Source organism: Bradyrhizobium quebecense (assembly GCF_013373795.3).
Taxonomy (GTDB): Bacteria; Pseudomonadota; Alphaproteobacteria; order Rhizobiales; family Xanthobacteraceae; genus Bradyrhizobium; species Bradyrhizobium quebecense.
On sequence record NZ_CP088022.1, the window covers coordinates 4,233,617 to 4,248,430 of the forward strand.

The 14,814-nt window shown below is 59.4% G+C and carries 11 protein-coding genes; all 11 read right to left on the reverse strand.

Features of this window, described 5'->3' with window-relative positions; translation table 11 throughout:
• Window positions 1-31: 31 nt before the first annotated feature.
• On the reverse strand, window positions 32-1,447 hold the full coding sequence (locus HU230_RS20560; protein WP_176530115.1) for a glycosyltransferase family 4 protein: 1,416 nt from the start codon (window positions 1,445-1,447) through the stop codon (window positions 32-34).
• Window positions 1,448-1,496: 49 nt separating this feature from the next.
• On the reverse strand, window positions 1,497-3,476 hold the full coding sequence (locus HU230_RS20565) for a glycosyltransferase (protein WP_176530114.1): 1,980 nt from the start codon (window positions 3,474-3,476) through the stop codon (window positions 1,497-1,499).
• 31 nt (window positions 3,477-3,507) lie between these two features.
• Window positions 3,508-5,136, reverse strand: a complete 1,629-nt coding sequence (locus HU230_RS20570; protein WP_176530113.1) for a glycosyltransferase — start codon at window positions 5,134-5,136, stop codon at window positions 3,508-3,510.
• Window positions 5,136-6,266, reverse strand: coding sequence for a DegT/DnrJ/EryC1/StrS family aminotransferase (locus HU230_RS20575; RefSeq protein ID WP_176530112.1), 1,131 nt, complete (start codon window positions 6,264-6,266; stop codon window positions 5,136-5,138). The genes HU230_RS20570 and HU230_RS20575 overlap by 1 nt, the downstream gene beginning before the upstream one ends.
• Before the next feature lie 64 nt (window positions 6,267-6,330).
• Window positions 6,331-7,401 (reverse strand): class I SAM-dependent methyltransferase, encoded by a 1,071-nt coding sequence (locus tag HU230_RS20580; protein ID WP_176530111.1) that lies wholly within the window; start codon window positions 7,399-7,401, stop codon window positions 6,331-6,333.
• 135 nt (window positions 7,402-7,536) lie between these two features.
• Window positions 7,537-8,592, reverse strand: a complete 1,056-nt coding sequence (locus HU230_RS20585; protein ID WP_176530110.1) for an ATP-grasp domain-containing protein — start codon at window positions 8,590-8,592, stop codon at window positions 7,537-7,539.
• Window positions 8,589-9,284 (reverse strand): metallophosphoesterase family protein, encoded by a 696-nt coding sequence (locus tag HU230_RS20590; RefSeq protein WP_176530109.1) that lies wholly within the window; start codon window positions 9,282-9,284, stop codon window positions 8,589-8,591. Before HU230_RS20590 ends, HU230_RS20585 begins: the two co-directional genes overlap by 4 nt.
• A gap of 2 nt (window positions 9,285-9,286) precedes the next feature.
• Entirely contained in the window at window positions 9,287-11,824 is a 2,538-nt protein-coding gene (locus tag HU230_RS20595; RefSeq protein ID WP_176530108.1) for a GNAT family N-acetyltransferase, read from the reverse strand.
• Window positions 11,821-12,648 (reverse strand): class I SAM-dependent methyltransferase, encoded by an 828-nt coding sequence (locus tag HU230_RS20600; protein WP_176530107.1) that lies wholly within the window; start codon window positions 12,646-12,648, stop codon window positions 11,821-11,823. Before HU230_RS20600 ends, HU230_RS20595 begins: the two co-directional genes overlap by 4 nt.
• Entirely contained in the window at window positions 12,648-13,967 is a 1,320-nt protein-coding gene (locus tag HU230_RS20605; protein ID WP_176530106.1) for an ABC transporter ATP-binding protein, read from the reverse strand. Before HU230_RS20605 ends, HU230_RS20600 begins: the two co-directional genes overlap by 1 nt.
• Entirely contained in the window at window positions 13,951-14,814 is an 864-nt protein-coding gene (locus HU230_RS20610) for an ABC transporter permease (RefSeq protein ID WP_176530105.1), read from the reverse strand. Before HU230_RS20610 ends, HU230_RS20605 begins: the two co-directional genes overlap by 17 nt.

The following is a 14,814-nucleotide window of genomic DNA, read 5'->3' on the forward strand; positions in this document are numbered from 1 at the left end:
ACAAGCCGCGCGAGTGATCTCAGTCGGTCTTTCATTGCATGGATCCGCGTTGCGGCGGCTTTCCTGGAGAAAGGCTGTCGTAGAGCGAAACAACCTTCCGCCACTCCGACTTTGCATCCAGCCTTGCGAGCGTCTTCCGCGTGCTGGCGGTGAGGGTCGCTCGGAGTTGCTTATCCTGGACGAGGCGGTTGATCGACTCCGCGATGGAACGCGGATCATAGGGATCGAACGTCAACCCTACCTCGTTCTCCATGACAAGACGCTTTGCCTCGGGGTAGTGCGCAACGAGCACGGGAAGATCGGCGGCCAGGTATTCAAAAATCTTGTTGGGGAGTGCAAAGGTGAAGTTGCGGCACAAAGCCGGCAACGTCCAGATCCCGGCATCCGCTCCTCGGGCGGCCGCGACGACGTCCTTCGACGGCACCGGCGGAGCAAGCACAAGCCTGCCCTCCACGCCGGTGCGCCGCGCCAATGCCAGATAGTCGGGGCCAAACAGATCCAGAGAAGGCCCCCGAATGACGAAGATACAATCAGGTGCGTAGGCAAGGGCTTCAATAATCGGCTCGATCAAGCGCGTTGGGCCAGTCCCTCCCTGCCACAGCAGAACGAACGTCGAGTCCGGCAGCCCCAGCTGCCGCTTCAGCGGCGGATACTCGCGCGACGGCGTGACCGCGATATCGGGAATGTTGCGGACCACGACGGGACGGCGACCGCCGAGCTCGGCCTCCATTGTATCCGCAATTGAGTCACACACAGTGATCGTGGCTGACGCCTCGTTAAGACAACGAACTTCCAGCTCCTGAAGCGCCCGCTTCCACTCGGCAGGGTACGGCGCCCAAGCGGACTGCTTCGTGTTCCAATGAACATTCTCCGAAAACCACTCGTGGAAGTCGACCACGAGGTGCGCGCCTCGGTACTTTGCGGCCGCCATTGCAGCATAGGCGGTGGAGAGATCATGCGCATGGAACGCAAACGGCTTCCTCTTCACTGCTCCCCAGTAAAGTTGATCCGCAAGGTAACCCGGCTGCTCGTTCATGAACGTCGCCGCCGTCCAGTCGGCGTACTCAATATGAACGCGCGGTCCCCAATCGAGATTGAAGGATATCCCCACCCCCTTCGAAGGCTCGGGACAGATCACCGTCACGTCATATCCGGCGGCAGCAAGCGCTCGAGCTTCCCTCTCAACTCTCGAGTCCACGCGCAAATCGGAAACGACAAGCATCACCACTTCGCGACCGGAGGCGGATCTTCCAATCCGTCTGTTTTGCGACGTGGCTTCACCGACGTCCTGCATCCTCGGGAAACGAGCGTGCGCGAGCCACGCGCGAAAAATCGCAAACCGTGCGATCAAGGCATTCCGCACGCGGAAAAAGAAATAAACTCCCGGCCGCAGGGCGCGGAAAAGCGGCGGGCACCGCTTTATGAACGATGAAATCTGCTTGAACATCACGCTACAGGATCGCCAAAAATCAGGAACGGCATGGGATGAGGCGTCCTCACCACTGGCCTACCAACAGGTTGCTATACGCCTTGCACTGGAGAGCAACGATTCTTTCCGCCGAATGGAAGGTCATCATCCACTGAGAAGCAGCCCGACCCTGGCCTCGGGAATCAAGAGGATCTTCGATGACCTCCCGCATCCGCGCGGCGCATTCGCCAACGCTATTAGCCGCGAGACACGGCGGCTCCTCACCGAAAAACAAGGCTGTCTGTTGCCGGTCGATCGCGGAAATCAGCCGGACGCCCAACGCCATCGTCTCGAATCCGACGCCGCCGAGAGCTGGAACAACGAATTGGTCAACGACTGCATGCGATACGCAGTAGCGCTGCCACAGCTCCCGCTTCGACATGGTCGGTATCCACTCAACCAGCTTCGTCAGGCCTAATTCCTCGATCAACTCCTTGCTGTCCGCAACCTCTTGGCCCCATTCGACGAATACAAGCTTGAAGTCGCTTCGTTCTCTTGCAATCTCCGCGGCTGCGCGAATGACGACGTCGTTGCCCTTCTGCCACGACGTGTTTCCACGTTTCCAATGATGACGCGTCGGACTGAAGAAAATGACGGGGCCGCTTTTCGGCGGGGCAAGCTCAGGATGCGCAGCGCGAAACTCAGCCAGTTTTCGGTCGTCGAATGCATGCGGCAGATAGAACACCCGCTCCGGCTTCAACCCCAACCGCTCCACCGAAGGCAGCACGTCGGAATTCGTGACAAACACCGCCGGAGCGCGCTGAAACGAGAAGCGGCATATCAAGCCGGTCAGATTGTTCTCGAAAGGAATCTCGCGAAGTGTGCCGTGCTCGTAGCAGCAGAAATTCTTGACGCCGTTGATCATGGGTATCAGCCCGTCGATGGCGTACCCCTGAATGACGTCATAATGGGAAAGGATCGCCTCGAAAGGTCTCGGATGATTGGTGATGTACTCTTCGCGATAGCTGACGGATTGTCCGTCAAGTTCGGCCGGATCCTGCCTGATCTCGTCGAGCATCGTCTCGATCTCTTTTGCCCGTGTGACCGGATCAGACATGGATCGAGCGACGCAGCCCGTTTCCGTGACGGGAGATAGCCTGCGCAGTATCCGCTCCAGCAGCGACAGCGAGCGCTCAACGAGCGTCCGCGCCGGCGAAGCGGCGCGCTCCAGCCAATGTTTCGTCAGACCCCGAACCCCGGCCGCCTGCAGCCTCCGAACATCCTCTCGATATGCGGCGAGTGCGGCACGCGACTCGATGTCGACCTGAGAGCCCCGCCGCGTCATCCTCAGCCAGGCGGCAGCCGAAATCCGGTCCAGCCGGGTCGGCTCCGAGCGACCATATTGGGTGTCGTCGCGACCAAGGATACCGTTCGCGACGGCTGACCCCAGCCATATCCTGTAGAACGTGAGACGCCGCCCATTTCCAGGTTCGGCTTGCCCCCCCGCCTGTTTGAGCCAGAGCATGAACTTCAGTCGTGCTGGAATATACTTGGCCGGCGAATTGCCGGGATCAGCGGATCTGGCGTCCTGGAACGCTGCCAGTTCGAGCTCCAGCCACTTCAAATAGCTGGTCGATCTCCAGCGCGCATTCCTGGCACGCAAATATTCAATGCACAGGCCAGATGGTCCCTGCACAAACCAGCCCGGCCGTTTCCATCCACGCAGGCTTGTCGCCCACCAGTCCGGCTTGAAATGATCTTGCCCGAGGGCGGAAGCGCCCTCCTGGATTGCGCCGTCCTCCCACTCCGGGCACCCCATGATGTGGTAGTAGTTGTAGCATAGCACGTCAGCCTCGATGCCAAACTGTCGCTGAATGCATGCGTTGTTGTATGCGTTGTTGGCGATATTGCCGATGTGCAGGACGCGAAGAGGACGACCGGCCTGCTTTTGGAACTCGCCAATCAGGCCAAGACTTCTCCTGTTCTGCTGTTGAACTTCTTGCGGAGTCATCAGGTGCGATTCGGCGTTGCTGATCGAGTTGCTTGGGAAGAGTGGAATCTTCGGCATCAAACTGAGCGTCGTCGGCCGACAGACATTCCTAGGGATCGACGTAATTTGGGAAGGGCGGAGCAGAGGAAAGCTGACTTGCGTGATACCGCTGCTCGTCTGCGGAGAGTGGCTCCAGCAATGGCGAACCCGAGAAGGACAGGGGAATGCCCGCAGCCAGCGCTTCCAGCAACACAGTGTAGGTTTTGGCCCATCTCTCGGATGACTGCGCCTTGATGAACCACTCCCGGGCCTGTTCCCCGGCCTTTCGGCACTTCGCTCTATCTTCGTAAAGGCTGTAGAGATGCCGCTCGACGTCCGTTCCACTTTCGGCATCAAGAACCGGCGGAGCCCCGACATCGATGAGCGCGTCATATTGCTCACGTTCGATCCGCATGATGACCGGCTTGCCACAGGCCATGGCCTCGAGGGCCGAAGCTCCATAGTAGCCCAGAACGAATTGCTCGATGACCAGATCAGCGGCCCGAAGATATCGCACGAGCCTCCTCTTGCCGACCGTGGGCAGGAAAAGCACGCGATCCTGAAGTCCCAACTGGGTCATCCGGCTGCGGGCAAACTCGATATCCTCGCCCCAGCCAAGAACCACCAGCCTCGCCGATGGCGCGCGGGAGGCGAAGCGGGCGAAGCCCTCCAAGGCGTGCTCGGCGCCTTTCCAGTGGCGATCCATTCGCATCGAGGTGAACACGAAGAACTCGCCGCCGATCTGCTGTCGCCACTCGGCGCGGATGTCATCCGCATCGCCAGGACTGTAGTCGTCCTCGCTGAGTGGCCACGGGACATAGAGCACGTTGCTCAGACCGTATCGACGCGCATGTGCCAGAGTGATCGGATTTGAAACAAGCACGGCAGCAGACGCCGCGATGGCGCGGCGCGTCAGTATCCCGAACGAATCGTTGCGTGATGCTTCAAACCAGATGTCTCCGCCGATTTGACCGAACAGATACGGCCTGCCGGAGAAGTAGCCAAGATACGGAAACTGGGAGACGAGCAGCGCATCATAGCACGACAATGCCGCTAGCGTCGGAAAGTACTGCATGTATTCCGGCCACAGGAGGATTTGTGCGGGGGTTGCGGCGAATTTGTCGAGCTGAAACGGGATATGTTCCCAATTGGGTTCCGATTGATGGCGATGGACCCATGAAGGCAACGCCTTTTCGAGCAGCGCCTTCTTCGGGTCTGCGCCGAGATCCGTAACCTCGCCGTCGAATTCCTCCCAACCCGGCTGCGCAAAGATGAAGTCATCGTGCGGATGCAGGACAAGATCGACCGGAACGTTGCGCTGGCGAAGCGGCCGGGCGCGGATGTAGTTGACGTTCGCCATATTACCCACGAAGGCAAACCGCTGCCCCACTTCCCTTGAACCGCCGATCAGACGGTCAACCTTGCCTCTCAGCCAGCTCCTCTGCTGCGATTTGTCCCTGCCTCCGTTGGCTCCGAGCAACGCCCCGAGCTCGGACAGTTTGGCTGCGCTAAAATCGGCAAAGTGCCGAATGTTCTCCGGCTTCATCCAAGGGTGGTTCCAGGGCGTCCGGTCGAAACTATGCCATTCGTCCCTGGGCGGAGACGCTTCACCGGCGCGCCTCCACCGCTCTTCCAGAGGCAGGTTGCACTCCACCAGCGACTTCCGCAGCGCCTCCGTCTCTTCCTGAGAGAGCGCCATCAACCCATCGCCCGCACGATCTGCACGACCTTCCGCTGATCGTCCTCGGTCATGCCAGGAAAAATCGGCAGCGTTATCGTCGTATCTTCCGCGGACGCGGCATTCGGAAACTGTCCCGCTGTCAGCCCATACTTCTTTGAATAGTACTCCAACCGGTGAACGGCATGAGTACCGGGCCGTGTCTGGATGTTCTCCTGAGCAAGAGCCCGCATGATGTCATTTCGGTGCTTGCGCCCACCATCGAGCACGCGGATCACATAGGACTGATAGGTATGCCCGTCGACGTCTCCACCTGACGGAAGGCCAATCGAATTTACATCACTGAGCAGATCGGAGTAACGACGGCCCAGCCGGCGGCGCTCGGCAAGCAATCGATCGAGTTTCCCCATCTGAGCAACTCCGACCGCTGCCTGGATATCGGAGAGCCGAAGATTAAAGCCGAGATTGCCAAACGTGGCCATCGTCCAGGGACCGGGAGGCTCGATCGAAGGATCCGGCGCTCCGGTGGCACCATGATTGCGTTGCGAGCGCACGCGCGCAGCAAGATCATCACGATTGGTCGTTACCGCCCCGCCCTCTCCTGTCGTAACAGCCTTGCGCGGGTGAAAGGAAAAGCAACCGATATCGCCAATCGCACCGACGGGCTTGCCCTTGTACGTGGTGCCAATCGCGCAGGCAGCGTCCTCGATGATGGCGATGCCGCGTGGTTCCGCAATGGCCTTGATCTCATCCATCGGGGCGGCGAGACCGAACAGGTGGACCGCAACGATGGCCTTCGTGCGCGGCGTGATAGCTGCCTTTAGCTTCTCGGGATCGATATTGTAGGTCGACAGATCGACATCGACGAAGACAGGCTTGGCACCGACGTATTCAGCCGAGTGCGCGCTTGTTACCCACGTGAAAGCGGGAACAATCACTTCGTCTCCTGGCCCAAGTTTCAGGGCCATGGTCGCCAGATGCAGCGCGGCGGTGCAAGACGTGCACGCAAGGGCATGCTTGACGTCTTGCTTCTCTGCAATGAGCCGCTCGAACCGTTCTGTGAGCGGCCCCTGCGTAACCCATTTCGAGTCGAGGCACTCTCGCAGCAACGCAATTTCAGCTTCGTCGAAACTCGGTTCTGTGATGTTCATTGGATCGCTACTCTCGATGCCTGGAATCCGGCGGTGCGCTGACGGACAGGTCTTTGACCTGACCTTAGGCCGAATACACTTCCACTCCGTAAGGTGCCAGCTTCGCCTTCACTTGATCGAAATAAACCGGACTGATCGCCAACGCCACGTGCCGGATCCCCAATTCCTTGATCTTGTCGAGACCGCCCACCGGGCGTCCATTCAAGCCGCTTCCCCACGTGGAACGATTTTCATCGAGATAAGCCGCGATCTTTCCGGCGTCGAAGCCAAGGTAGAACGGTGCAAACAAGCCCGACGACCCCAGGCCGAAAATGGCGAATGGCTCTCCGGAAGCATCAGCGGCCTTGCGACACCGATCGATCGCATCCATCGCGCTCCTGGCCACGGTCGCGTTCTGATCGACCGTGTGCTGATTGAGCTCTGCCACGTTCACCGCATACGGCTTCGGAGCAGCAATCTTCCTTAGCAGAACAAAGATCGGCACACCTGCCTCTTTCGAAGACACCACATCAAATCCAGCGGCGTGCGCGAGCGATTCCAATGTATGGAGGGTGAGCTTCGAGAGGTGGTCTGCGCAAAAGAGATCGTTCGGATTCTTCGCAAAGTTGGGAACGCGAATGTAGAAGAGGCCCGCGTCCTTGAGCCGCCCATGCGCCCACTTCAACATGTCGAGCGGATTCTCGACATGCTCCAGGACGCCCAAGGCGACGATCAGATCGAAGCTCGCCGCTTCGGCGTCGAAATCCTTGTAGTCGCAGCGTCGAAGCAACGCGGCGGGGAATCTCTTCTGCAACACGTCGAATGCCGAGCTCGGCTCGAATGCCGCCGCGCGCCAGTCCCGGGATTCTTCGAGAAAATGTCCCAGGAAATCGCCCTTTCCGGCGCCTATCTCCAGCACCGATCCGCCGGTCGGCAGATTGGTCATTTCCCTCAGAATCTGGTGCGTGCGCTCCGCTTGAGAGATGGGAGCCGGACCCGAGAAGCTCTGAATTGCCGCGTCCGGGCTCTTCATCATCAGATTGTAGCTGTCCTTATAGAAGGCTTCGGCACGCCCCCTCGTCCCGCCGGCGTTGAATATGAGGCCGCATTCCTTGCACAGCCGATTGTCGAGGGATGCCTCGCGAAGCACCATCATGTCGGATGTGATGCAGGTCCCGGAGAAGGACGGATAGATATCACCTAGCTGCGTCGATTCGCATACCGGACATTGCGCTGTCATAAGCTCACTCCTTGTTGATCCGCTGCCGCCTGTCGAGTTCAGAACGCTCAGTTAGCCAATCGAATGCTCTTGCAAGCCCCGCAGGATCGTCATTTCCTTGTATGGAAATCGCACCGGAATGTTCTCGCCGTAGACATCTCTTCGAACGAGAATGTCCGGCTCGTTGTATCCGGCCATTGCCCTCAACGAGGTTGTTCCCGAAAATCGGGGATTGATCTCGAACGGAACGACCGCACCGTCCACGACACGGCACTGCACGTTGATCGGAGCTCTTGGTGAAAGCGAGCCGGCGATTTTCTCGCACGCGCTTCGCACATCAGGCCAGTCGGCAACATGTCCCTGCGAAATGCCGGTCGAGATCACAAGCCGCGATCCGAGATCGGGACGACCCGACCGGTTGGGCACCTGGGTACGGATCGTCAGGGCGTTATTGATGACCCGCCTGATCGCAATCGAATTGAGGAGGGCACCATCCGCACCGAACAGCACGCCGACCGTATATTCGTCGTCCGAGGTTCCGATGTATTCCTGGATAATGAAGGCTTCAGACGTCGCAAGCAGATAGCGCGAGAAGGCCAGCAGCTCTTCGCGCGATTGAACGATGAAGACATTCGCCGACCCACCGCCGCCGACCGACGGCTTGAGGATTGCCGGCAGGGTGTCCCATTGGTCGAGATCCGACAGATCGCGCACTTCCATGAAGCTCGGTGCCGACAATCCGCACGAGGCCAGGTGAGCCATCGTCTTCGTCTTGTCCTGACAAATCTCCAGAACGGTCGGTGGATTGACGGGTACGTACAGGCCGTCAGCCTCGAGCGCGGATCGCGCCCGGCTCAGAACAGCCATCTCGGGTTCGGATCCATGAAAGACCGCAACACATTTTTCCGATAGGGCCAGCGATCGAAGCTCATCCAGATACGCGGGGTGGCTCGCCCGCGGCAGTTGCACGAATTTATTGACGAGGTTCCGGTTGGCGCACAGATCGCTCACGTCCGTGCCAACGATGTCGTACTCGAGCTCGCCCAACCGGAGAGCCTTGAGTATCTGTTCGCCGTGACCGCCGCCGCCGATCCCCGTCAGCAGAACCTTTGCGCGTCTACTCTTCAAGATTGCACCTCATTCGCTTTGAAATCGGCGCACCTCTCAAGGAGGGAAGCGACCGGAGGCGCTAGCGGGTAGCGCGACAGGACACGACGGCAAGGACCTGAGATGTCGAAGCGGATGATCTCTGCGGTCCGCTCGCCTTTATCGAAGATACAGACCGATCCCCGAAGGTCACTTCCTCGCGGTAGGCCGCAACTCCCGACATTGACAAAGAGCTTGTCCGCGTGCCGCCGCACAAAGGGATGGTGTGTGTGTCCCATGAAGACGACGTCTGCGTCGACCTCCGCATAGTCCGACAGGCTGCTGTCCGGATACACGTAGCCTCCCAACGGGTCCTTTGGGCTGCCGTGAACAAACAGGAACGTCCCACGCTCATCACGGACGGTCAATTCCGACGGCCAGCTGCCGACAAAGTCGCGCTCATCGTCGCTCAGCAGCGCAAACGTCTCGCGATGCCGATAGATCGCCTCACGGTCCGCAATCGTCGTCTGCCGGACCAGCATGTCATCGTGATTTCCTCTCACGATGTGAATGCCGCCGGCCCGGAGTACGCCGACCACTGCCTTTTCCGGGATGTACCCAACTGCGTCCCCCAGGAAGTAGATTGCATCGGCTTTCGCGTCCGCCAAGATGGACAGCGCCAGCTCGAACGCCTCGATATTCCCGTGAGCGTCGGACAGAATGCCAAGGCGCATACTCAGCTGCTCCGTCGGCCCAAAAGCCGCGCCCAGGAGAAAGCCGGCCGAAGGTCAGCCTGCCGCTGCTCGGGACGGCTCTCGAACCATGCGAGGCATTCGCTCATCGTCCATGGAACGAATCCGTCGTCGACGACCTTGCGAACCGCGTGATGCATCCCGCGGGTCTTGTCGATATTCTCCGGATGCAAATTGACGACGATCACGCCGGGGACGCCGCTCTTGCGAATATCGTCCGCAAGTCCAAAAATGCAATCCGCCGATTGATCGTCATTCCAGCCGTGCACGAACACGATCCCGTCGCCGATGGCGGTCAGAATGCTCCAGTGATCCGTGAGCTTGTCATCGAGCAAAAGTCTTGCGGGTAACAACGAGCCGTTGAGCATGCGACCGTCAAGCCCGGGCAGGTTGGAGCTACCTTTCACACCGTGCGCATTCCATGGCTCGGCATGTTTCCAATACCCGTCGTTCAGAAATCCATGATTCCGTACAGTCCGCGTGTCCTCTCCCGTCAGCTGCTTGAACCAGTTCGCCTGTTCCGAGAAGAGCTCGGCATATTTTTGCGGCTCTTCGAGCGCATCGGGATGCAAGCCAAGTTCGACGCGCCCGCGCGACTTGAGTTGCGCCAACGTCTCCGGAGTATGCTTGGTAAGGGGATGAAGGAAATATGTAACCGGCAGCGAGCCGAGTGCTTCCAGTTGCTGAGCATAGCGACCGAGCCCGGCTTGATCGTCATCGCCCGTGATGACAATCGCACCCGGCGCCCCATTCGGCAACATCGGAAGCCTGGTCTCACCGCACAGGCGCGTCAGCGCGTCCGACAGCACTTCGCACCACCAGTCCGCGTGACGCTCGCGCGGATCCTCACCGGCAAGGTGGCCTTCAAAGAGATAGTTTGGCCGCTCGCCAGCGATGCCCCACAACGGCTCGGTGGGCCGCTTGTTGGCGGCCGCGGGATCGCCCTGCCGATACCGAACGAGGTCCGAAACGAAATCGGTGCCGGCGAATATCATCGATCCGCCCACGGACGTGCGTAAGCAAAGCCAAGCAGCTCGCCCTTCGTCATCGGTGACGACAGGCACGCCTTCCGCGGCCACAAATCGCATGTACGAGTGAAGCGTCCGCAACCTTTTCCAGGGCTTCTGCCCCGCCATTTCGGCCTTCAGGACCCGCGGCGAATCGGCGGCCCTTGCTTCGGATCTGACGGCGAATGCCTTCGCAAACCCAACGGCCGGCAATACGGCAACGACGGAGCCGCCGCGACCGAGAAAGTCAGACGCTCGGCTCACGTCCTCGCGCTGCGGACGATACAGAACCAGAGGCCTGCCGTCCGGCGACGCCGAGGCACCAGGAAATCCGAAGACGCGCAGCAGGTGGGCGACAAACTCACTACCGGCTCGCGCGGACACAAGAGACTCCGCGGCGCGATAGCCCACGCCTCTGAGGCTCTCTTCCAACGCGGGCATTTCTCGACGATATCTTTCCGGGCGACGAAACATGCTTCCCTGAATGATCGGCAACGACGTCGATCCGAACTTCGTCTTGAAGTACGACACTTTCGAAATCGGCCAGTCTCGCGGCACTTCCGGAAACCACGGCCCCAGACGATAGGTTCGAAATCCGGCTCGCTTGGCCCACAACATTGCATTCCAATGAAGCAAATCGTTGGGTCGGAGCTTCAAGGCATCAGATCGGGCGGCTCCGGCCATGAAGTGCACGGCCGTCTTGTCGCTGAGCACGATCAATCCGGCCAACGGGGTGTCTCGTTCACGCACGAAGAGCAGATGCGCCCGGCCCTGTGCGAAAAAGCCATCAAGGACCGCCTCATAGTAGGGAATCGGCGGCAACGCCTCTCCCGTCCTGACGGCCGACTCTTCGGCTATTTCCAGGTAGTCCTTCAGAGCTGATCGATCGGTAGCGACTTCGAACTCGAGACCTGCCTTGAGCGCCTTCCGAACGGCCCTTCGGCACCCTTCGTCCAAATTCGAGAACAAATCGTCTTCGGACTGGTCAAGATCGATCAGTTGATCGGCATTGACCGTCGAGAGACCCGGAAAAGGGCTCATTCCATTTGGACCAAACGCTATTCCCAACTGGAAACCAAAATCTCTCACCCAAAACGGAATTTCCTCGCGCGAACCCGCCTGATTGCTCGGTGCGAGATTGTGCGAATTGAGCTGGATCCGATCGACATCGTACAGTTCGGCCAGTCGAAATATCTCGTCCATGGCCGCCGTGCGGAGGGCTTTCCTGGTACCGCGATCGATCCGCCCGCTCGTTGCCAAGCCGGTATGACGATGGATTCCTGAATGCAGAAGGCGCTCACCGAACGGCGTACCCGTCCCGTCGCTCAGGTACAACGGCTGAATACCGACGATTTCGTCGTTCTCGATCAGCGCAAAGGACAGGTTCGCATCGACAAAGAAGCGCTCCTCGATCGAAACCCACGCCGTATCGTGGTTCAGCCAGGCCTCGGGCGACGACGCCGCCAGCGCGTTCCAGCGGCCACGATCGACGTCGTGAAATCCGACGATTCTCATTTGGCGACAAAAATGACGTTGAAGCGGGTGCCGAGATAGGGATTGCGCGGGTGGATATCGACTATCTCTGTCTCGACCCGAAGGCGCTTCCCGAGATCGATGAAGTCCTCCTTGAGGAAGTCATACGATACGATTTCCGGCTTGATCTGTGCGGAGGGCGCGTCTTTGGCCAATCCAAGATAGCTCGCAACCTTGGCCAAAGAATTGGGCTTCCGTTGCTTGACCATGGTTTCCAGCGGCGGGCGAGCGGCTAGCTGTGCGCCGAATCCAGCCGCCAGTTGCGCCGCGATCTGCTGAGACTGTTCAAGCTTGCTCCGGTCGGGCACAGAGCCGATGAGAACGCGGCCACCAGGACGCACGACCCGAAGCATCTCTTGAATGATCGATTCGCCGGTCTGAAACTTCGGAAAGTTCGAGAACACATCGTAGCAAAAGGCGGCGTCAAACTCGCGGTCAGCGAATTGCAAATTCTCCCCGGCCGCCTGGCGGAAGTCGGCATTGGGGAGCTCAAGCCGTCGCGCAACGCCGAGCGGGGTCTCCGCCAGATCGACGCCCACGTATTTGCCCACGTCCGGCGCAACGAGCAACGCAAGAAGGCCGGCGGCGCATCCCACCTCCAGAACCTTGCAGTTCTGGTCGAGCTGCATCAGGCTCAACATGTGCGATTTCAGATCGGAAAGCAGGTCCTTGTCGGTCCAGAGAAATGGATTTCTGCCGGCGACATAACAGAGGTCGTCCAGCGTCGGCTTCTCCGATATCTGCCGTGCGCGAAGCTCAAAGAACGCCTCGAGCTTCTCCTGCCAATCACCATCCGTCATCGTCATCAGCTTCGCTCGATACTGCAGGTGAATTTCGGATCGTAGAGATAATTGAAATGCCACAGTGAATCGCGCGACACCGAAAACTGCGCGGCCTTCTCGACATAATGCAGGATGGCTTCCGCCCCCTTCGGCAGCATGTGCCGGCACAGAGCGGCGGAGATGTAATATTGCCCCTCGCCAAGAGCGAGCTCGGGCACCTCGTAGATGACGCTTCCGCGTTCCGGCAGGCCATCCTCCCCATCGAGAAACAGGCCACCGTCGTACCCCTCGATTCCGGTCACCGCCTGAAGGCGCGCGGTATCGATCCGCAGACTTGCGTAGATCTGCTTGTGCTCGGAGAAGCCCGACCACGACACCCGGATTCGAAGTGGCTGCCCATTCTTGACAACGCCGATCGGCTTGCCTTCGACGTCGATCACCTCGACGGCCGTGATCTGCAGGGTGCCGCCGCCAAGCTCGTATTTTCCGGTTTCGGCTGTGCTCTCAACCGACTCGCTCAGCTTCTTGGTTTCCCGGAGATTGCGCGCTTCCTCGATATCCCAGACACTCTGCTCATAGGCCTTGCTGACGCGCTGGGCATTTCCGTGCATCAGCACCCGCCCCTTGTCGATCCAGATCGCCTCGTCACACAGCTCGCTGATCAACCCGCTCGAGTGCGAGACGAACAGAACGGTGGCGCCGCTTTCGCAGATCTGGCGAACCCGCTTCATGCACTTGTTGACAAAGGCGGTATCGCCGGCAGCGAGAGCCTCGTCGACGATGAACAATTCCGGATCGACGCTGATCGCCGTGGCGAAGGTGAGTCTCGCCTGCATACCGCTCGAGTAGGTCCGGAACGGCTGATCGATCACCTCGGCAAGCTCGCTGAAATCGATGATCCAGGGAACCTTCGCCTCGATTTCGGCTCTCGTCATACCCAGGCACATGCCGCCCAGCACGATGTTGTCGCGACCCGACACATCCGGATGAAAGCCGGTCCCCAATTCCAGAATCGCGGACAGCTTTCCGGCCACTTCAACTCGCCCGGTTGTGGCATCCAGCAGTCCGGCAATGATCTTCAGGAGGGTACTCTTTCCCGCGCCGTTCGGCCCGATGATGCCGACCACGCGTCCGCGCAACACCTCAAAGGAAACATTCTGGATCGCCCAGTGCTCATGGTGTCGAGGCTTTCCGGTGATGATCTCCTTCAGGAAATCCAACGGCTGCTGATAGAGCCGATAGGCCTTGCCCAGATCGGTGACCCGAATGGCGCACTGCGGTTCCAACGACCCGGCAAGCGGGATCAGGACGCCGGCTTCCAGATTGTCAGAGGGCATTGCCATAGTACGGTTTCAGCTTTTCAAAGATGCGGTATCCGAGCCCCAGACTCAGCAGCGCGAACACGATGGTCACCGCCCAGGCGTACGGATGTTTGAACGAACCGAAGAAGAGAACGTCCTGGTAGACCCAGACGAGGTAACTGAAGGGATTCGAATAGATCAATGGGCGAAGGGCACGCGGCATCCAGTCGGGCAGGTACACCGTCGGCATCAGATACATCGCGATCGAGGTGAAGACCGTAACGATCTCGCGCAGATCGCGAAAGAAGGGAGTGATTGCAGCAAGCGCGAAGCTCAATCCGATCGCCAGAATTGCATGAACGGCAAATACGATCGGCAGCAGCAGGAGCATCCAGCTGAGCCCCCCCACATGAGCCTTGTAGAGAATGACGAGCGCAAGCGCCGGCAGATGAGGGATCGTAGCAGCAATGGTTGCCGCGATCGGAAGCAGCTCGATCGGAAACACGACCTGCTTGACGAGACTTGCGCTCCCTATCAGCGCTCCGGGCCCGCGAACCAGCGCAGCCTGCATCATGAGCCACGGAACCAGACTTGCCAGGATGTAGGCCGAGAAATCGCCGGGAAAATCTGCGCTGATTGACAGCTTGCTGCCCAACACGAAGCCGAAGATGAGCAGGTATGTTCCGACGACAACGAGTGGATGAATGAAAATCCACAAGGCGCCAAACCCGTGCCGCGCATGCGCAGCGCTCAGGTCACGATCGACCATCTCCCGCAAGAGATCGGGATATCGCCGGATCTGGCTGATCGTGGTCCATAGGGCCTGAGAGTTGCGGTATGGCGAGAGGCCAACCCGCACCCATCTTGCCGCCGGGAAGAGACCGTTCAT

What these genes read in the sequence shown, in the direction of transcription:
- HU230_RS20590 (WP_176530109.1), bottom strand. Translation starts at nt 9,284, where the DNA reads ATGCGCCTTGGCATTCTGTCCGACGCTCACGGGAATATCGAGGCGTTC.
- HU230_RS20570 (WP_176530113.1), bottom strand. Translation starts at nt 5,136, where the DNA reads ATGGCGCTCTCTCAGGAAGAGACGGAGGCGCTGCGGAAGTCGCTGGTG.
- HU230_RS20605 (WP_176530106.1), bottom strand. Translation starts at nt 13,967, where the DNA reads ATGGCAATGCCCTCTGACAATCTGGAAGCCGGCGTCCTGATCCCGCTT.
- HU230_RS20580 (WP_176530111.1), bottom strand. Translation starts at nt 7,401, where the DNA reads ATGATGGTGCTTCGCGAGGCATCCCTCGACAATCGGCTGTGCAAGGAA.
- HU230_RS20595 (WP_176530108.1), bottom strand. Translation starts at nt 11,824, where the DNA reads ATGAGAATCGTCGGATTTCACGACGTCGATCGTGGCCGCTGGAACGCG.
- HU230_RS20560 (WP_176530115.1), bottom strand. Translation starts at nt 1,447, where the DNA reads ATGTTCAAGCAGATTTCATCGTTCATAAAGCGGTGCCCGCCGCTTTTC.
- HU230_RS20575 (WP_176530112.1), bottom strand. Translation starts at nt 6,266, where the DNA reads ATGAACATCACAGAACCGAGTTTCGACGAAGCTGAAATTGCGTTGCTG.
- HU230_RS20600 (WP_176530107.1), bottom strand. Translation starts at nt 12,648, where the DNA reads ATGACGATGACGGATGGTGATTGGCAGGAGAAGCTCGAGGCGTTCTTT.
- HU230_RS20610 (WP_176530105.1), bottom strand. Translation starts at nt 14,814, where the DNA reads ATGAACGGTCTCTTCCCGGCGGCAAGATGGGTGCGGGTTGGCCTCTCG.
- HU230_RS20565 (WP_176530114.1), bottom strand. Translation starts at nt 3,476, where the DNA reads ATGCCGAAGATTCCACTCTTCCCAAGCAACTCGATCAGCAACGCCGAA.